Origin of the sequence: Mycobacterium dioxanotrophicus (assembly GCF_002157835.1) — a bacterium.
GTDB lineage: Bacteria > Actinomycetota > Actinomycetes > Mycobacteriales > Mycobacteriaceae > Mycobacterium > Mycobacterium dioxanotrophicus.
Map to the genome: position 1 here is coordinate 5,491,435 of NZ_CP020809.1, position 17,999 is coordinate 5,509,433.

Consider the following 17,999-nt stretch of genomic DNA (forward strand, 5'->3'; position numbering starts at 1 on the left):
TGGGGTCAGAGGTCGATGTCGACGTCGCCGACAGGGGCGGTGACGCAGATCTGGATGTCTTCGCAGTCGGCGCTGGATACCGCGCCGGTGATCAGGTTGCGCACGGCACCACGGGTTTTGAACCGCGTGCAGCTGTGGCAGATGCCCATGCGGCAGCCGCTTTCCGGGGTCAGGCCTGCGGCCTCGGCCTGTGCGAGCAACGGTTGACCGTCATCGGTCACCGTGATGTTGCTGTTGGTGAAGGTGACGGCACCACCGGTCGCTTCGGCCGGCACGGTGAACGTCGGTGGCACGAAGCTCTCGGACTGCGCGTCGGGGCACAGCTCGCGCACGGCGTCGACGAGCGCCGCGGGTCCGCAGACGTAGACCGCATCGGGAGCGGCCCCCGGGAACGCCGTGGCCAGGTGTCCGGCGTCGAAGTGACCGGTCACGTTGCCCTCGCCGCCCCGGGTGTAGCCGCGCAGCACCCGCACACCGCGCATCGCCGCGAGCTCCGACCGGTAGCAGGCCTCATCGGCGGTGCGTGCGTAGTGGATGAAAGCCACCTCACCGGTGAAGCCCTCGGCGCGCAGGGTCCTCAGCATCGACAGCACCGGGGTGATGCCGCTGCCGCCGGAGACGAACAGGATGCGGCGGGGCCGCACGGCGGGCATCACGAAGTCGCCGCCGACGGAGTCCAGGCCCAGCACCATGCCCGGGTAGGCGTGGTCGCACAGGTAGTTCGACACCAGCCCTCCGTCGTGGCGACCGATGGTCAACTCGATCGAGCCCGCGCCTTCGGCGCTGGCCGGCGAATAGCAGCGCGTGCGGCGCCGCCCGTTGATCTCGACGGAGAGGTTGATGTGCTGGCCGGCCCGGAATCCGGCGAACGCGTCGTTCGGTTCGAGGGTCAGCGTGACGCTGCGCGGCGTCTGGCGCCGCACCGCGATGACCTTGGCGCGAGCGTCGCCGCGCGTCCAGGTCGGCTCCACCAGCTCGGTGTATCGGTCGACCCCGTGGGGTCCCGTCAGCAGGTTCACCAGCGACGAGCTGGATACCCGCCGGCGAACTCCCGCTGTCAAAGTTTGAGTGAACATGTGTACACAGTACCGCCGGTAACACGGGTGCTGTCAACGGAAAAAATGCAGGTTGTGGTACGCTTCACATCAGTGAACAACCGTACGCCCATTTCACGAACACCAAGGTCACGAGCGCGAAGCTCAGAGTCATCGCGCTCGCGCGACACCCTGTCTCGTGAAGAACGCAAAGAAGCCACCCGGCGCGCGATCATCGCGGCCGCGCTCAAGCTGCTGGAGGAACAGAGCTTCAGCTCGCTGAGCCTGCGCGAGGTCACTCGCGAGGCGGGCATCGTGCCTGCCGCGTTCTACCGCCACTTCGATTCGATGGACGCCCTGGGCCTCGTGCTCATCGACGAGTCCTTCCGGTCCTTACGCGACATGCTGCGCGGCGCCCGCGCAGGCAAGCTCGACCCGCGCCACGTCATCGAGTCTTCGGCCGAAATCCTCATCGGCAGCGTCAACGAGCGCCGCGAGCACTGGCGGTTCATCTCCCGCGAACGCAACAGCGGCGTCTCAGTACTGCGCTACGCCATCCGCACCGAGATCCGGCTCATCACCTCGGAACTCGCGATCGACCTGGCCCGCTTCCCCGGCCTGACCGACTGGAGCAGCGAGGATCTCAACATCCTCGCCAACCTGTTCGTCAATGCGATGATCTCGATCGCCGAGGCCCTAGAAGACGCAGCAGACGCCCACAGTGTGGATGCGATCCACCGCACCGCGATCAAACAATTGCGCATGATCGCAGTCGGGGTGCAGGGCTGGCACAGCGAGCGTTAGGGCCCGCTGCTGCCACCAAGCGCGGGTGAGCATCAAAACGGCGGTCCGAACTTGCCGATCAGCCACGCGATACCGGCCAGCAGCATGCAGCCGAACCCGATTGTCGCCGCGACATTACCGAAGACCTTGGTTTTGCGGGGCGAACTGACCAGCAACAGGACGCCGCCGACACAGGCCGCGGTCCACAGCGCTGCCGACAAGAGCGACATGCCCCCGACCATCAGAACGACGATGCCGATCAGCGCCCCCGGCCCAAACACCCACGGATACATCCGCTGCGGGATGCCGAGCGGCAGCGTCGCACCATCGGCAGGCAGGTCCAGGTCGGGCCGGTAATGCGTCAGCCATCGTCCGATCGGTCCAGTCGTCCAGTGTTCGTCGAATTCGTACGGGTAGATCGGGTCGGCTGCTCCACTGATGGTCCAAGCCTTGGTGAGGGCCGACAGGCGCCCCGTCATCACCTGGACCAGGTCAATACCGGTGATGTCGCGCCACGCGACGGTGACCGTGGTGCCGTCGCGCACCAACGTGATGCCGTCAGGCCCCAGTGTCAGCACCTCCTGGGCTCGGCCGCTGCGCACCCGGGTGCTGTCAACCCCGCTCAGTTGGACCGGTGTCGTGAAATCTTCTGTCATCGCGGCGTTCCGCCGCCGTCCACGATGATCACCTGGCCGGTCATGTAGCTACCGGCGTCGGAACACAGCAGCAGGGCTGCCCCGACCATCTCGTCGGGTGTGGCCAGCCGGTTCATCAGCGTCCCGCCGACCATGTGGTCGATGGCTTCCTGCGGGTTGTTGCGCATCATGTCGGTATCGACCGGCCCGGGCGCGATGGCATTGACCCGGATATTGAACGGGGTGAACTCCGCAGCCATCGACCGGGTCACCGACATCAGCGCCGCCTTGCCGGATGCGTAGATGGACAGTGCCGGCGCGAAGTTGAACGCCCCGACCGAAACCATGTTGAGCACCGCGGCATGCGAACTCTCTTTCAGGTACGGCAGTGCGTGCTGCACCAGGAACACCGGGCCGCGCAGATTGACCTCATAGGACTTGGCCCACGCATCGGGCGTCATCGACCCGAGCGGTTGCGCCAATGCGTTGGCAGCGTTGTTGACCACTACGTCGACCCCGCCGAACTCGGACACGGTCCGCTCCACAAGGGAGCCGAGATCGTCGATATTGCCGCTGTGGGTGGGCACGCCGATGGCATCACCGCCCAGCTCGCGCAAATGAGCCGCGGCGGCCTCGCACGCGTCGGCTTTCCGACTGGCCACCGCGACTTTCGCGCCCGCCAGCACGAATCCCTCGGCCAACGCCAATCCGATGCCGCGGGTGCCGCCGGTCACGATGACGCTGCGGTCGGTCATGTCGAACAGCTGATCAAATTTCTGACGGTCCACCCCGTCAGTAGAACACGTGCCAGTTCGACGTCGGACGCGTCTGCTGCCGCTGGTCGGGCGGCCGCAGCCCAGGTACGCGTGCTCACGCCGCTCACCACGGGAAACCGCTTAGCAGCCTTGATGATTGGCTGTAGTCGGACGGCAACCTTCGGTGTGACATTCGGTACGGTGGAGGTTGTAACGAACGGTGCTGTGCCGTCGATTCACCTATCGGCGGTCGAGCCGCGGGTGTTGTCCCGGTCTCACCATTGGGTCGCTCGATTCGTTCGGTATGTGCGGCGGGGATCTGGCCGGCATGACAACAGCAGCGTTGCTGATGGGGACACTGAACGTCGATCTGTGGGGGAACGATCATGGACGCCGGCGCACGGGCGTGGCATCTGCGCGGGGCATGGGCGCTGCGGCTACTCGTGGCGGTACTCATGCTGGGCGCCGGCGTCGTCTTCCCGGTGCCCGCGCACGCGGTCGACAGCTGGCAGCACCGGCAGTCACCGCTGTCCACTCCATGGACGCAACTGGTCGACCTGGCCCACGCGCTGCCCGAATACCCGCGCCCCCAGATGGCCCGCACCCACTGGCGCAACCTCAACGGCGGTTGGGACTACACCGGATGGTCGGCGCCAAATCCTCCGGGCCCCAACGACTATCACGAGCGCATCCTGGTGCCCTACCCCACGGAGTCGGCACTGTCCGGCATCCAGCGTCACGACGATCAGATGTGGTACCACAAGACGCTGAAAATCCCGCGCACCTGGTGGGGCCAGCGGGTGTTGTTGCACTTCGGCGCGGTCGACCAGGTTGCCACCGTGTGGGTCAACAACCATCAGGTCGGCTACCACGAGGGCGGCTACACCAGTTTCACCGTGGACATCACCGATGCCCTGCAATGGCCCGGCCCGCAGAGCCTGGCCGTGCGGGTCGAGGACCACAACGAGAACAGCCCGTACGCCGTCGGCAAGCAACGGAACCAGCCGCACGGGCTCACCTACACCGGTGCGTCGGGTATCTGGCAGACCGTGTGGATGGAGCCGGTGCGTGCGACGCACGTCAGCAAGCTGGACGTCACGCCGGACCTGACCAGTTTCGCCGTCACACCCACGATCGCCGGTCCGGATCCCGGGCATGTCGTGGTGTCCGTCGCCACGCGCGACGGCCGGGAGGTGTCCCGCGCATCCGGCAAGCCCGGCGACACAATTCGGGTCCCGGTACCGGCGCCACATCTCTGGACGCCCGACGATCCCTACCTGTACGACATCAAGGTCTGGCTGATCAACCGGTCCGGCAAGATGGTCGACGAGATTTCCAGCTACGGCGGGCTGCGCACCATCGGCATCGTCAGGGATGCGCAGGGCCGGCCGCGCATCGCACTGAACAACCAGATCATGTTCCTGCAAGGCGTTCTGGATCAGGGCTACTGGCCCGACGGCATCTATACCGCGCCCACCGACGACGCACTGAAATCGGACCTCGAGCAGATAAAGAAGCTGGGGCTCAACACCGTTCGCAAACACGCCAAGGTGGAGCCGGCCCGGTGGTACTACTGGGCTGACAAGCTGGGCTTGATGGTGTTGCAGGACATGCCCTCTCTGGGTGTGCCGATCGGGGGCCCATGGGGCCCTGACCCCGACCCGCCGCCCGACGCGAAAGGGCAGTTCGAGAAGGAGCTGTCGCAGATCGTCGATCAGCTGCACAACGTCACCTCGATCGTCGGCTGGGTACCGTTCAACGAGGGTTGGGGCGAATACGACACCGCGCGTATCGCCAACCAGGTCAAGGCCCAAGACCCGACGCGGCTGGTGGACGCCGAGAGCGGGGTCAACTGCTGCAAGTCACGCCCGGACAGCGGTGCCGGTGACATCTACGACGACCACACCTACGTCGGGCCGGGCGCTACCGCGGTGCACGACGGCCGGGCGGCAATGATCGGCGAGTACGGCGGTATCGGCCTGGTGCTCCCCGACAATCGGTGGCCGGGCCCACCGGAGGCCTACGAGATGACCGGCGACCAAGCACAATTGACCAAGCGATATCTCGACATCGGCCGCGACCTGGAACGGCAGGTCCGTGTCGGTGGTCTGTCGGGCGCGATCTACACGCAGACAACCGATGTCGAGAACGAGGTGAACGGCTATCTCAGCTACGACCGCAGGCTGGTGAAGGTCGACGCTGCCGCCGTCGCCGCTCAGAATCGTGCGGTGATCGCTGCGGGTGGCACCGAGCCGGCGCCCGGCCGCAGCTGACCTACCTCACAGGGTGCGGCCACTGATGAACTCGCGCGTCCGGCCGGTCACCGGGTCATCGAATTCCAGACGCTGCGCCAGCAGCTGCAGCGGCACGCTGAAGTTGTCCGGTGCCACGTCGAGTACGTTGGGGTACAACGGATCACCGAGGATCGGCACGCCCAGGGAGGTCATGTGCACGCGCAACTGGTGAGTGCGCCCGGTGTGCGGGGTCAGTCGGTAGAGGCCGTCACCGAGCGCCTCGACGAGGGTCTCGGCGTTGGGCTCGCCGGGTTCCTCGAAAGCCTGTAACCGCCCGCGCTCCTTGATGATCCGACTGCGCAGCACGGCGGGCAGCGCGATGTTGGGTTCCCCGAGCGCGCGGGCCACGTACGTCTTGCGTACCGCGCCGCGGGCAAACAGCGTCTGATACGGGCCGCGCAACTCACGGCGTGTCGTGAGCAGCAGCACCCCGGCAGTGAGTCGGTCGAGCCGGTGCGCGGGGCTCAGCTCCGGCAGATCCAACTCCCGGCGCAGCCGCACGAGCGCGGTCTGCGCGACGTGTCCACCCCGAGGCATGGTGGCCAGGAAGTGCGGTTTGTCGACCACGACGATGTCGTCGTCGCGATGCAGGACCGGGATGTCGAACGGCACAGGAATCTCGTCGGGCAGGTCGCGGTAAAAATACACGTGCGCACCCGCCGGCAGCGTCGTCGTCGCGTCGACTATCGCACCGTCGGCGCATACCACCTCTCCGGCAAGCACTTTCGCGCCGAGCCCGAACCGCGTCTGCAGCTCGTCGAACACGTTGCCGCCCCACAACCGCAACCGGGCCGGGCCCAGCCCGTTGCGCACCGGCAGCGGGGCGGGCCTCCTCAATTGAGCGGCACGGGCTCGAGAATCTCGGCGCGCGCCTCGGGCGCGGCCTGGCGCAGCGCATCGGCGGACTCGTCGTCGGGCTGCGTCTGCGACAACACCTCGGCCTCCACCCGCGCCAGATAGGTGGCGACCTCGCGGTCGACGTCCTCGGTGCTCCAACCCAGCACCGGCGCAACGACTTCGGCGACCTCGCGCGCACACTCCACGCCGCGGTGCGGGTATTCGATCGAGATCCGCATGCGCCGGGCCAGGATGTCCTCCAGGTGCAGAGCACCCTCGGCGGCCGCGGCGTACCAGGCTTCCACCTTCAGATACACGGGCGCCGCGGAGATCGGCTCGAGGAGCTGGGGCCGGCCCTCGGCCATCTTGAGCACCTCACCGATCAGCGAGCCGTACCGGTCGAGAAGATGCCGCACCCGGTAGGGATGCAGGCCATAATGCGCGCCGACATGCTCGGTCTGGTTGATGAGCGCGAAATATCCGTCGGCGCCCATCAGCGGGACCTTCTCGGTGATCGACGTCGCCACCCGGGTCGGGACGAACTCGGCCGCCGCATCGATGGCGTCCTCCCCCATCACCCGGTAGGTGGTGTACTTGCCGCCGGCGATCGCCACCAGCCCGGGGGCGGGCACCGCGACCGCATGCTCGCGCGACAACTTGGAGGTCTCCTCGCTCTCACCGGCCAGCAGCGGACGCAGCCCGGCGTACACACCGTCGATGTCGTCGTGGGTGAGCGGAGTGGCCAGCACGGTGTTGACGTGGCCGAGGAGGTAGTCGATGTCGGCCTTGGTGGCCGCCGGATGGGCCAGGTCGAGGTTCCAATCGGTATCGGTGGTCCCGATGATCCAGTGCGTGCCCCACGGGATGACGAACAGCACCGACTTCTCGGTGCGCAGGATGATCGCCACCTCGCTGACGATGCGGTCGCGGGGCACCACGACGTGCACGCCCTTGGACGCGCGCACCCGAAAGCGGCCGCGCTGCTTGGAGAGGGCCTGGATCTCATCGGTCCACACACCGGTTGCGTTGACCACCACGTGGCCGCGGACCTCGGTGACGGCTCCGTTCTCCGAATCGCGCACCACCACACCGGTGACCCGGTCGCCCTCGCGGAGCAGGGCGACGACCTGGGTCGAGGTACGCACCACCGCGCCGTAATGCGCCGCGGTACGGGCCACGGTCATGGTGTGCCGGGCGTCGTCGACGACGGTGTCGTAGTACCGGATCCCGCCGATCAGTGAGCTGCGTTTGAGGCCGGGCGCCAGCCGCAGAGCCCCCGCCTTGGTCAGATGTTTTTGTGCCGGAACGGATTTCGCGCCACCGAGCTGGTCGTACAGAAAGATCCCGGCTGCCACGTACGGACGCTCCCACCACCGGTTGGTCAGCGGGAACAGAAACGGCAACGGCTTGACCAGATGCGGCGCCAGCGTGGTCAGGCTCAGCTCGCGCTCGTGCAGGGCTTCGCGCACCAGCCCGAATTCCAGCTGTTCGAGGTAGCGCAGGCCGCCGTGGAACATCTTGGAGCTGCGGCTGGACGTGCCCGATGCGAAATCCCGGGCCTCGACCAGAGCAACCTTCAGCCCTCGGGTGGCCGCATCCAAGGCCGCACCGGCGCCCACAACGCCGCCGCCGATGACGACGACGTCGAACTGCTCGTCGGTCAGTTGCTGCCAGGCTTGCGCGCGTTGTTCAGGTCCGAGGAGGGTTTGCCCGTCGCCCGGTGCAGAGATCGGGTCAGTCACGGTCCCCAGGCTACGTGGGCTCGAAACGATCTGCGCGGTTCCGCGGCACCAGGGTGACGCGCGTCGCCTCCCTGGCTAATCCAGATCGTCGTGTTGCATCAGCTGACGGGCCGCCTCGGTGATCGAGCCGGACAGCGACGGATACACCGAGAAGGTCTGGGCGAGTTCCGCGACCGGGATGCCGTTCTGCACGGCCAGCGCGATCGGCAGGATCAGCTCCGACGCGATGGGCGCGACCACCACGCCGCCGATCACCACACCGGTCGCGGGGCGGCAGAAGATCTTGACGAAGCCGTGTTGCAGGCTCGACATCTTGGCCCGCGCGTTGGTGTTCAACGGCAGGGTCAGGGTGCGGGCCGGCACCGAACCGTCGTCGATCTTGCCCTGCGGCACCCCCACCGCGGCGATCTCCGGCCGGGTGAACACCGCGGCGGCCACCGTGCGCAGCCGGATCGGCGCGACGGCCTCGCCCAGCGCGTGGTACATCGCGATACGGCCCTGCATGGCCGCCACCGAAGCCAGCGGCAGCAGGCCGGTGCAGTCCCCCGCCGCGTAGATGCCGGGCACCGATGTGCGCGACACCCGGTCGACGGTGAGGTAGTTGCCCGGCCCGAGTTCGATGCCGACCCGGTCCAGCCCCAGGCCGCCCGTGTTCGGCACCGAGCCGACGGTCATCAGCGCGTGGCTGCCCTCGACGGCACGCCCGTCGGCCATCGCGACCCGTACGCCCGTATCGGTGCGGGTGACCGAATCGGCCCGTGCGTTCTTGATCAACGTGACGCCGCGCTCGGAGAACACGTCTTCCAGCACGGCCGCGGCATCGGAGTCCTCATGCGGCAGGATCTGATCGCGGCTGGCCACCACGGTCACCGTGACACCGAGCTCGGTGTAGGCGTTCACGAACTCGGCACCGGTCACACCGGACCCGACGACGATGAGGTGCTCGGGCAGGGTGTCCAGGTCGTAGAGCTGCCGCCAGTTCAGGATGCGTTCACCGTCCGGCGCGGCATTAGGCAGCACACGTGGGCTCGCACCCGTGGCAATCAGCACCACGTCGGCGGTCAACTGGCTCACGCGTCCGTCAGACCCCGTGACCTTGACCCGGTGCTGGGCCATACCCGGGCGGTCGTCGATCAACTCGCCGCGACCCTCGATCAGGTCGATGCCCTCGCTGCGCAGCCGCTCTGCGATATCGACGGACTGGGCCGTCGCCAGCGTCTTGACCCGCTCGTTGATCTGGGTCAACGAAATCTTGGCGTCGTCCAGATCCAGCGAATAGCCCAGGTTGGGTGCCCGACGCAGTTCGGTCCGCACGCCGGTCGACGCGATGAACGTCTTCGACGGCACACAGTCCCACAGCACGCAGGCGCCACCGATGCCGTCGCTGTCGACGACGGTGACATGGGCGACCTTGGGGCCGCGGGCAGCGGCGACCAGAGCCGCCTCATAGCCGGCGGGGCCACCGCCGATGATCACGATGCGCGTTGCCACCGCACTAACCTAACGAACTTCGCGCATTAAGCTGTCTTACCGTGCCGCTTTACGCCGCCTACGGGTCGAACATGCATCCAGAGCAGATGCTCGAGCGGGCTCCACACTCCCCGATGGCGGGAACTGGCTGGTTGCACGGCTGGCGGCTGACCTTCGGCGGGGAGGACATCGGCTGGGAGGGAGCGCTGGCGACCGTCGTCGAAGATCCGCTGTCGAAGGTCTTCGTGGTGCTCTACGACATGACCCCGGCCGACGAGCACTCGCTGGACCGCTGGGAGGGCTCCGAGCTCGGCTTCCACAAGAAGATCCGGTGCCGGGTCGACCGGCTGTCCTCCGACACCACCACCGACCCGGTGCTCGCCTGGCTGTACGTGGTCGACGCATGGGAAGGCGGCCTGCCCTCCGCTCGCTACCTCGGGGTGATGGCCGACGCCGCCGAGATCGCCGGGGCTCCGCCGGAGTATGTGCACGACCTGCGGACCCGCCCTGCTCGTAACATCGGGCCGTAGCTTTCGCGCACCTTCGTGCACTCTGGGCCCGTTGGCCCGTTGGCCCCGCGAACGTGCGTGTCTGCTGCCCGACACGCCGCGCGTCGTCAGCACTCTGCGTACCCTCACGCCGCGCGAGCGCGACACAGCTGCCCATTGATCCGCGCAACCATCTCCCCTTGCCGCTGACGTACGTCCTCGAACACGATCGAGATGACGACCCAGTCGATTGCCATCAACGCAGCGGTTCGCCTCCGGTCGTCACGCAGCGCGTCGGGATTGCCGTGCCAGTCCATGCTGTCGTACTCGACCGCGACGCGCCGGCCGGGCCACGCGAAATCGAGCCTTCTCGGCTGACCATTGCCGTCGACCACCTCATATTGCAGCTCGGGAGTCGGCAGGCCACCGTCGAGCATCACCAGCCGCGCCTCGCTCTCCATCGGTGATTCAGCACGCGCGTCGGCCAATGCGATCAGATTCCGGACGTTGACGATGCCCCGCCGCCCGGCCTGTGCGATGGCCGCGCGCCACAGGTCGGCGCGGTTACACGTGCCGCTGCGCAACGCGGCGTCCAAAGTTGCCAGGGCCCGCGGACGTCGCAACGCCCGCGCCACCTCGATGGCCGTCCATGCCGGGGCGGTGGCGTATCGGCCGTCGATGAAGGCCAATGGCGCGTTGTCGCGTCGGTGTACGACCAATCCATCCGTCGACCGCATCTGACCACCTGGCGGATTGAGGATGTGCAGGTCGGGAGGGTCTTCTGTGTCGAATCCGTGCATCGCCGCCGCTGTGCCGAGACAGACGGCGACTTTTCGGCCGCAGGACAGATCCAGCCCGCGCAGCCTGAGATCGTCGGTCGGCTCGCCCAGGCAGTAGATGCCCTGCCACATCCGTTCCAGCACACCGGTATCGACGGCTTTGTCGAACGCATGACGGGTCATCACGCCGAGAATCTGTCCGCTTGTGGCAACGCCGCGTTGGGTCGCGAAAAGCTCGGTGAGTTGTGGGTCCATGCAGCGATGGTCATTGCAGCGCAGCGTCTTCGGGAGACCGTCAGGACAGATTGTGGATGAACGACGGGTTGTGGATAACTCGCCGAGCGCGAGTGTGCGCAAACTGCCGACGCCGGACGGCGTGTCGGGCAACAGACACGCACGCTCGCGCGGCCGGGTCAACTCGAGGTCAGCAGCACCGTCCGCTCGGCCTGCAATTGGGCCAACTCGTCCTCGCGCTTCTGCTTACGTCCATCGAGCCGGGCCAGCACGGCCTTGACTCCTTCAATCGCCTGATCGACCTTCTGCTGAGCCTCGATGATCTGGTCCCGCACCATCAGATCGGTGAAGAAGTTGTCGAACCAGACATCCAATGTCCGTGTGAATGAGCTTATTTGGAGGCTTTGCACGCCTTGCATGTGAACGTCGGCCAGTTCGGTGGTGAAAGTCCGCAGCTCCCGGTCGGCTGAACGCAGACAGTTCACCACGTCGTCGAGCCTGTTGTTCTTGATCATGCTCGCGATGATCCCGCCGTCGAACCACGTGTCGTAGGCAGACCACGACCGTGCACTGCCAATCCGCTCGGCCGCCGTGCGCAGATCGGCCAGGGCTCGTTTGCCGGCGCCACTAGCCTCGGCGATCTCGGCGAGCTCCGCCGTCAAATGCCCTCGCCGCTCGGCGATTTGAGACAACTTCGCCGCGGCCGGAGCGCCGGTCTGCCGCAACCACTGCTCTTTGGCTGCCAACGCCTTGGTATGACGCGCCGCCACGTCGCCCAATTGATCGAGCCGGTTCTGGAGATGGTCGACGTTGCGCTGATCGGCGACCGCACGGGCTTCCCGTGTCCGGTATTCGTATTGGGCGGCTTCGTGTTCGGCTGTCTCACGGGCCAGATCGTCTGCGTGGGAACCCTTGAGCCGCGAGAGGATGCCCGTGAGGGACAGGGATTCCAGCTTGTGGATGTCCTCGGCCTCGTGCGCAATGTGTTCCTGGGCCGCCGCGGCGGCAGCTGCAGAACCTTCGGCCTTGCTGCGTGCTGTCGACAGCCGCTGCTGCAGCGAGGCGGCTTCCCGCAATGCTGCGGTCGCCGCGGCCAGTTCATCGTCGGGGGTATCGGTCACATCAGCAGCTTAAGAGCGCTCACGGCACCGCGAACGCGGCAAAAATGCTGACGCTATAGGGCGTGTCGGGCAACAGACACGCACTCAGTGTCAATGTGGTGATTGCCGCTGTTGCGGTGGTTGGGTTCTTTTCACCTGGTGTCTGGCTCAGACACGCACTGCCGTCCTCGCGGGGGTTGGCCTTCGAGCATTCTGCCGATATCAGGTGGGAAGGACCGACCGGCGTGACTTGATAGGAGCGTGGCACCGCCCCCACTGAGATGTGTCCGCCGGCCGGCCCAACCTTCACTCATCCACCTCTTGATGAAAGAAGGCACTGTCCATGGTGATTGTTGGTACCGATGTGCACAAGCGCACCCATACCTTCGTTGCGGTGAACGAGGCCGGCGCCAAGCTCGGCGAAAAACTCGTTCCCGCGACCAGCGCGGGCCATCAGAAGGCGTTGCACTGGGCCCGTGCGCAGTTCGGCGACGATCTGATCTGGGGGATCGAGGACTGCCGCAATCTGTCGGCCCGCCTCGAGCGCGACTTGCTCTCAGCAGGGCAACGTGTGGTGCGGGTGGCCCCCAAGTTGATGGCCCAGACCCGAGCCTGCGCCCGCACCCGCGGCAAGTCCGATCCCATCGACGCTCTTGCTGCCGCGCACGCAGTGTTGCGGTATCCCGATCTGCCCGTCGCCGCCCACGACGAGGTGTCACGAGAGCTCAAGCTCCTGGTAGATCGACGCGAAGACCTTGTCGCTCAACGCACCTCGACGATCAACCGACTGCTGGGGCGTGTCCACGAACTCGACCCCGCCCGCACCCCCAAAAAAGGCGCCCTGGACCGGGCGAAAACCCGTTCGGAGCTTGCCCACTGGCTCGACACCCTGCACGGACTACTCGCTGAGCTGGCCCGCGACGAGCTCGATGACATCACCCGCCTGACCGACACCATCAACGCCCTGGCCACCCGCATCGACCAGCACGTCCACGACGTCGCGCCACACCTGCTGGCCCTTCAAGGCTGCGGCGCGTTGACCGCAGCCAAACTCGTCGGCGAAACCGCCGGCGTCAAACGCTTCACCAGCGACGCCGCGTTCGCCCGTCACAGCGGCACCGCCCCCATACCGGTGTGGTCAGGAAACACCGCCGGACGCGTCCGCTTGACCCGCTCAGGCAACCGCCAACTCAACGCCGCCCTGCACCGCATCGCCATCACCCAAATCCGCATCGCCGACAGCCCCGGACAGACCTACTACCGCAAACGTCTCGCCCACGGCGACTCGTCCACCGAAGCCCTGCGCTGCCTCAAACGCCGCCTCGCCCGCATCGTCTACCGCCGCCTGCACCTCGACGAACAAGCCCGCCTCAACGACCCCCAACCCACCGCGGCTTGACATAGGAGAAATGCTCGCGGTGCAAGGGGCACAGCTACCCGCCGGAAGCGCTGGAACCCTCGGTGTTGAGCAGCAGGACTGTGGAATCGGGGCCGAGGCCGAGATGTGTGCGGACGGGATCGGCTGCCAGGATGCGGAGCCCGGCCAGGCTCGCCGCCCCGCAGGGACCGGCGTCGACGCCGAGAGGAGCCAGGTCGGCGATGGCTTCGGCAGCCGCCCGGTCGTCGACCACCACGGCTCCCGCCAAGCCTTTGTGCAGGTCCGGCCATGCGAGATAGGACGGCGTGCCGCAGTTGAGCCCCGCCATGCTGGTCTGCCCGGTGGGCACGGTGGTGAGAGTGCCTGCGGACAGGCTGGACCGCACGCAGTCGGCGACATCGGGTTCGACCGCGACGATGCGGCAGTCGGGGTGAGACTGACCGAAGATCACAGCGGCGTGGGCCAGTGAGCCGACGCCGGCCGGAACGACGATGAGGTCGAAGCCGCGAGAAAGTGCTGCGGCCTGTTCGGCAGCCTCGTCGAACAGCGTGGCGTATCCGTCGACGATCCACTGCGGCACTTCTTCGTACCCGGGCCACGAAGTGTCTTGTATGAGAAGCGAATCCGGGTCGGTGTCGGCGAGCGTGGCGGCGTGCTCGACCGCCCGGTCATAGGGCATGTCGAGTACCCGAACGTCGGCGCCCTCGGCGCGGATCAAGTCGACGGCCCGTGCGGATACGCCCTCGGGGACGACGATGGTCGCCGGCAGTGTCATCAGCGCGGCCATGCGGGCCACCGCGCGGCCGTGGTTGCCGTCGGTGGCGGTGACGAGCCGGGGTCGGGCGTGCGCGGTGGAGCGCAGTGCGCGGTGCACGGCCCACGACGCGCCCAGCATCTTGAACGCGGGCAGGCCGAGTCGTAGTGATTCGTCCTTGACGAGTACTGCCCCCACGCCGAGCGTGTCCGCAACCGTCGGCAACGCGACCAACGGCGTCACGGCATAGTCGGGCAGGGTTTCGTGAAACCGCCGGATCTCGTCGGTCTGCCGCGGTGCGGCAGCACCTCCCGGGGCCCACTCGGGATTGAGCACAAACGGTTCGGTCGTCAGCACGGCACACCTCCTGACTCGGAACAGTAAGCACTGTGACGGCCGGACAACATCACCGATTGCTGCCGTCAACCCGGCAGCATTACTGATGATTTCCTACACTCGGGTGATGTTGGATGTCCGTCGTCTGCGGTTTCTGGTGGAACTCAACCATCGCGGCACGATCGCGGCGGTGGCCGAGGCGCTGCACATGAGCCCGTCGGGCATCTCCCAGCAGTTGGCGCTGCTCGAACGTGAGGCCGGCGCCCCGCTACTCGAACGTGTCGGCCGCGGCGTGCGGCTCACCGAGGCCGGGCAGCGCCTGGCCGATCGGGGCGCCGAGATTCTCGCGGCACTCGAACTCGCGCAGGCCGAACTGCGTTCCGGCGAGGAGCCGCCGACGGGAACCTGCCGGGTCGCGGCCTTCGGAAGCGCCGCGCGCGCGCTGGTCCCGGCACTGCTGGACTGCCAGCACCGACATCCGGGACTGCGGGTCGAGCTCGTCGAATCCGAGCCGGAGGTCGCGGTTCCCGCGCTGCTCAGCGGCGAATTCGATCTGGTGGTCAGCGAGGAGTATCCCGGTGCCGCCCCGACATTGCCGGGGCACGTGCACCGCGAAGTGCTGGCCGACGACCCGCTGGAGGCGGTGGTCGCGGCATCGGTGTTGAAGGGGCGCGACTTCATGCAGACGGGCGGCGCACTGCCATGGGCGCTCGAACCTGTCGGCGCCGCCTCGCGTACCTGGGCGGTGCAGCACTGCCTGGGCCTCGGCTTCGCCCCGACCGTGCAATACGAGTCCTATGACCTCGAACTGCTCCTGCTCATCGTCCGCCAGGGCGCGGCGGCCAGCGTGCTGCCGCGTCTCGTGCTGCCGCCGCAGCGGGAGACCGCGCCGCTGGTGCGAGTGGAAACCGGGTGGTCGCGGACGTTGGTGGCGCTGAGCCGCCGGGCCCGCACGGGCGATCCATCGGTGCGGGCCGTGCGGCGGTCGCTGCATGGCAAGTTTCGCGAATCGGCAGTCTCACTGACTGATGAACGTCAGTGACCGGCGCTGTTCGCACGTCATTCCGCCGGGGATACTCGGAGCACGACGACCCGAAGGAGGGCAGGAGGACCATGGCGCCACGCGTAGCTTTGACCACCGACATCGGCGAAGGATTGGGCCGCTGGAGCCTGGGCGATGACGACGCCCTGCTCGAGATCGTCACCAGCGCCAACATCGCCTGCGGCTTCCACGGCGGGGACCCGGGCATCATGCGCCGTACATGCGCGATCTCGGTGAAGAACAATGTGGCGATCGGCGCTCAGGTCAGCTACCGCGACTTGCACGGCTTCGGTCGGCGCTACATCGCGATCCCTGGTTCCGAGTTGCGGGACGATCTGCTCTACCAGATGGGCGCGCTTGAGGTCTTCGCGCGGTTGGCCGGTGGCAAGGTCGATTTCGTGCGTGCCCACGGTGCGCTCTGGAACGTCGCGACGAAGGACACCGAACACGCCCAGGCCCTCGTCGACGCGGCGGTCGAATTCGGCGGGGACATCCCGCTTCTCGCGGCCGTGGGTACGGAGGTGTGGCGGCTCGGCAAGGAGGCCGGGCTGCGCATGGTCGCCGAGGCGTTCGTGGACAGGGCCTACACCCCCGAAGGGCTTTTGCAGTCGCGCAGCGAGCCCAACGCGCTGCTGACCGATGCGGATGCGGCCGCGGCGCGGGCCGTGCAGATGGTCACCGAAGGACACTTGACCGCCAACGACGGCAGCGAGGTCGATGTCACCGCCGAAGCACTTCTCGTGCACTGCGATACGCCCGGCGCCGTCGACATCGCACGCAAGACCCGTGCCGCACTCGAGGCTGCGGGGGTCGAGCTCTTTCCCATTCGGTGACGGTCGACCCTGTGTCGGTGCGGGCGTGCGGCGAGAACGCGTGGCTGCTGGACGTCGGCGACAACCGATCGGTGCACCGTTGGGCGGCGGCCGTGCGGGACGCCGATCTGCCCGGCGTGCAGGAGGTGGTCCCGGGCCTGACGACACTGCTGGTCACCGTGGATCCGGAGGTGACGAGCGCAGGCCGGCTGCGCAGCGCCCTGGAAAGACTCGCTCCGGACGCTGATGACGTCCTTGACCACGAACACCACGTCGTCGACGTGCGTTACGACGGTGCGGATCTCGCCGACGTGGCACAGCTGACCGGACTGACCGTCGACGAGGTGGTCACCGCCCATACCGGCACGCCGTGGCGGGTCGCGTTCTGCGGATTCGCTCCCGGGTTCTCCTACCTGACCGGCGGCGACCCTCGGTTACAGGTACCGCGGCGCGACGAATCCCGCATCCGGGTGCCTGCCGGGGCGGTCGCCATCGCAGGCCAGTTCTCGTCGATCTACCCGCGCGTCTCCCCCGGCGGTTGGCAACTGTTGGGTCATACCGATGCGCCGCTGTGGGATTCCTCGGCCGATCCGCCTGCGGTGTTGCGCCCGGGTGCGGTCGTTCAGTTCCGTGACGTGGGCCGATGAAACACCTCACCGTCGAGTCGGTCGGAGTGCTTGCGCTGCTGCAGGATCGGGGCAGGCGCGGGCTCGGTCACCTCGGGGTAGGGCAGTCCGGCGCGGCCGATCGCGCGTCCTACGACCTGGCCAACCGTCTCGTCGGCAATCGGCCCGGGGCGCCGTGCATCGAAGTGACGTTGGGCCGCATGACATTCAGCGTCGACGCGCCCGCGCTGATCGCCGTCACCGGCGCGTCGGTCACCGTGTCCTGTCGTGGGCGCTCGCCGGGCCTCAATGCCGCGTTTGCGGTGGACGCCGGAGATCGCATCACCCTGGGCGTGCCCGCTCACGGACTCCGGACCTACGTCGCGGTGCGCGGCGGCGTGCTCGGCGAGTGCGTACTCGGGTCGATGTCATGGGACACCATGGCCCAGTTGGGCACACCACCCCTGCGCGCTGGGCACGTGCTGCAGATCGGCGAGCTGGTGACCAACTGGCCCGCAACAGATTTCGCACCGATGGCCGAACCGCCACGCAACTCCATGACCCTGCCGCTGACGCTCGGCCCGCGCGACGACTGGTTCACCGACGAGGCACTGGCCCGGCTGAGCCGCCACGAGTTCACAGTCACCTCCGACGCCGACCGCGTCGGTATCCGACTCGACGGACCGGAGCTTCCCCGCCGGCGCAACGGTGAGCTCCCCAGCGAAGGCGTGGTGCTGGGCGCGCTGCAAGTGCCGACCAAGGGACGACCGACGCTGTTTCTCGCTGACCGGCCGGTGACCGGCGGCTATCCCGTCGTCGGCGTCGTACCCGGGCCCGGTGTGAACGCGGCGGCCCAGGCTGTCCCAGGCACCCGCATCCGCTTCGCGTTGCGGCGCCCGCAGCTGAATGTCAATCAGTGAC

General features: G+C 67.3%; 17 protein-coding genes. 8 read left to right on the forward strand and 9 right to left on the reverse strand.

Annotated elements, in window-relative coordinates; translation table 11 throughout:
* Positions 1-5 precede the first annotated feature (5 nt).
* Positions 6-1,076 carry a ferredoxin reductase gene (locus BTO20_RS26755; protein WP_087079017.1) on the reverse strand — a complete coding sequence of 357 codons (1,071 nt, stop codon included), beginning with the start codon at positions 1,074-1,076 and terminating at the stop codon, positions 6-8.
* Between the two features lie 72 nt (positions 1,077-1,148).
* Here BTO20_RS26755 and BTO20_RS26760 point away from each other — a divergent pair, with 72 nt between their 5' ends.
* Complete coding sequence (locus BTO20_RS26760; protein WP_087082738.1) at positions 1,149-1,838, forward strand: TetR family transcriptional regulator; 690 nt, start codon at positions 1,149-1,151, stop codon at positions 1,836-1,838.
* A gap of 32 nt (positions 1,839-1,870) precedes the next feature.
* Here the strand turns inward: BTO20_RS26760 and BTO20_RS26765 are convergent, their stop codons facing one another.
* Positions 1,871-2,473: a hypothetical protein gene (locus BTO20_RS26765; protein WP_087079018.1), complete on the reverse strand. Its 603-nt coding sequence runs from the start codon at positions 2,471-2,473 to the stop codon at positions 1,871-1,873.
* Entirely contained in the window at positions 2,470-3,240 is a 771-nt protein-coding gene (locus tag BTO20_RS26770) for an SDR family NAD(P)-dependent oxidoreductase (protein ID WP_087079019.1), read from the reverse strand. The genes BTO20_RS26765 and BTO20_RS26770 overlap by 4 nt, the downstream gene beginning before the upstream one ends.
* Positions 3,241-3,593: 353 nt before the next feature.
* Between BTO20_RS26770 and BTO20_RS26775 the strand changes: the two genes are divergently transcribed.
* The gene (locus BTO20_RS26775; protein WP_087079020.1) at positions 3,594-5,480 is read left to right on the forward strand and encodes a glycoside hydrolase family 2 protein; all 1,887 of its coding nucleotides are present in this window, start codon (positions 3,594-3,596) and stop codon (positions 5,478-5,480) included.
* Between the two features lie 6 nt (positions 5,481-5,486).
* Here the strand turns inward: BTO20_RS26775 and BTO20_RS26780 are convergent, their stop codons facing one another.
* The 3 genes from BTO20_RS26780 to BTO20_RS26790 all read right to left on the reverse strand — a co-directional run bounded on the left by BTO20_RS26780 (position 5,487) and on the right by BTO20_RS26790 (position 9,571).
* Positions 5,487-6,338 carry a pseudouridine synthase gene (locus tag BTO20_RS26780; RefSeq protein ID WP_087079021.1) on the reverse strand — a complete coding sequence of 284 codons (852 nt, stop codon included), beginning with the start codon at positions 6,336-6,338 and terminating at the stop codon, positions 5,487-5,489.
* Positions 6,335-8,080, reverse strand: coding sequence for a glycerol-3-phosphate dehydrogenase/oxidase (locus BTO20_RS26785; RefSeq protein ID WP_087079022.1), 1,746 nt, complete (start codon positions 8,078-8,080; stop codon positions 6,335-6,337). Before BTO20_RS26785 ends, BTO20_RS26780 begins: the two co-directional genes overlap by 4 nt.
* 75 nt (positions 8,081-8,155) lie before the next feature.
* On the reverse strand, positions 8,156-9,571 hold the full coding sequence (locus BTO20_RS26790) for an NAD(P)H-quinone dehydrogenase (protein WP_087079023.1): 1,416 nt from the start codon (positions 9,569-9,571) through the stop codon (positions 8,156-8,158).
* 41 nt (positions 9,572-9,612) lie between these two features.
* Here BTO20_RS26790 and BTO20_RS26795 point away from each other — a divergent pair, with 41 nt between their 5' ends.
* On the forward strand, positions 9,613-10,080 hold the full coding sequence (locus BTO20_RS26795) for a gamma-glutamylcyclotransferase (protein WP_029371029.1): 468 nt from the start codon (positions 9,613-9,615) through the stop codon (positions 10,078-10,080).
* 104 nt (positions 10,081-10,184) lie between these two features.
* Here BTO20_RS26795 and BTO20_RS26800 read toward each other — a convergent pair whose 3' ends face one another.
* Both BTO20_RS26800 and BTO20_RS26805 read right to left on the reverse strand, forming a co-directional pair.
* Positions 10,185-11,072 carry a hypothetical protein gene (locus BTO20_RS26800; RefSeq protein ID WP_087079024.1) on the reverse strand — a complete coding sequence of 296 codons (888 nt, stop codon included), beginning with the start codon at positions 11,070-11,072 and terminating at the stop codon, positions 10,185-10,187.
* Positions 11,073-11,230: 158 nt separating this feature from the next.
* Entirely contained in the window at positions 11,231-12,172 is a 942-nt protein-coding gene (locus tag BTO20_RS26805) for a hypothetical protein (RefSeq protein WP_087079025.1), read from the reverse strand.
* A 322-nt stretch (positions 12,173-12,494) separates the two neighbouring features.
* Here BTO20_RS26805 and BTO20_RS26810 point away from each other — a divergent pair, with 322 nt between their 5' ends.
* A complete protein-coding gene (locus BTO20_RS26810; protein WP_087079026.1) occupies positions 12,495-13,550 on the forward strand; it encodes an IS110 family RNA-guided transposase in 1,056 nt (351 codons plus the stop codon).
* Between the two features lie 34 nt (positions 13,551-13,584).
* Here BTO20_RS26810 and BTO20_RS26815 read toward each other — a convergent pair whose 3' ends face one another.
* Positions 13,585-14,640 (reverse strand): diaminopropionate ammonia-lyase, encoded by a 1,056-nt coding sequence (locus BTO20_RS26815; protein ID WP_232490863.1) that lies wholly within the window; start codon positions 14,638-14,640, stop codon positions 13,585-13,587.
* An 85-nt stretch (positions 14,641-14,725) separates the two neighbouring features.
* Between BTO20_RS26815 and BTO20_RS26820 the strand changes: the two genes are divergently transcribed.
* From BTO20_RS26820 to BTO20_RS26835, 4 genes are all read left to right on the forward strand, one after another.
* Positions 14,726-15,661 carry a LysR family transcriptional regulator gene (locus BTO20_RS26820; protein WP_087079027.1) on the forward strand — a complete coding sequence of 312 codons (936 nt, stop codon included), beginning with the start codon at positions 14,726-14,728 and terminating at the stop codon, positions 15,659-15,661.
* Between the two features lie 71 nt (positions 15,662-15,732).
* Positions 15,733-16,494 (forward strand): LamB/YcsF family protein, encoded by a 762-nt coding sequence (locus BTO20_RS26825; RefSeq protein WP_087079028.1) that lies wholly within the window; start codon positions 15,733-15,735, stop codon positions 16,492-16,494.
* Entirely contained in the window at positions 16,491-17,120 is a 630-nt protein-coding gene (locus tag BTO20_RS26830) for a 5-oxoprolinase subunit B family protein (protein ID WP_232490864.1), read from the forward strand. The genes BTO20_RS26825 and BTO20_RS26830 overlap by 4 nt, the downstream gene beginning before the upstream one ends.
* The gene (locus BTO20_RS26835) at positions 17,117-17,998 is read left to right on the forward strand and encodes a 5-oxoprolinase subunit C family protein (protein ID WP_087079030.1); all 882 of its coding nucleotides are present in this window, start codon (positions 17,117-17,119) and stop codon (positions 17,996-17,998) included. The genes BTO20_RS26830 and BTO20_RS26835 overlap by 4 nt, the downstream gene beginning before the upstream one ends.
* The last annotated feature ends 1 nt before the right edge of the window (position 17,999 follow it).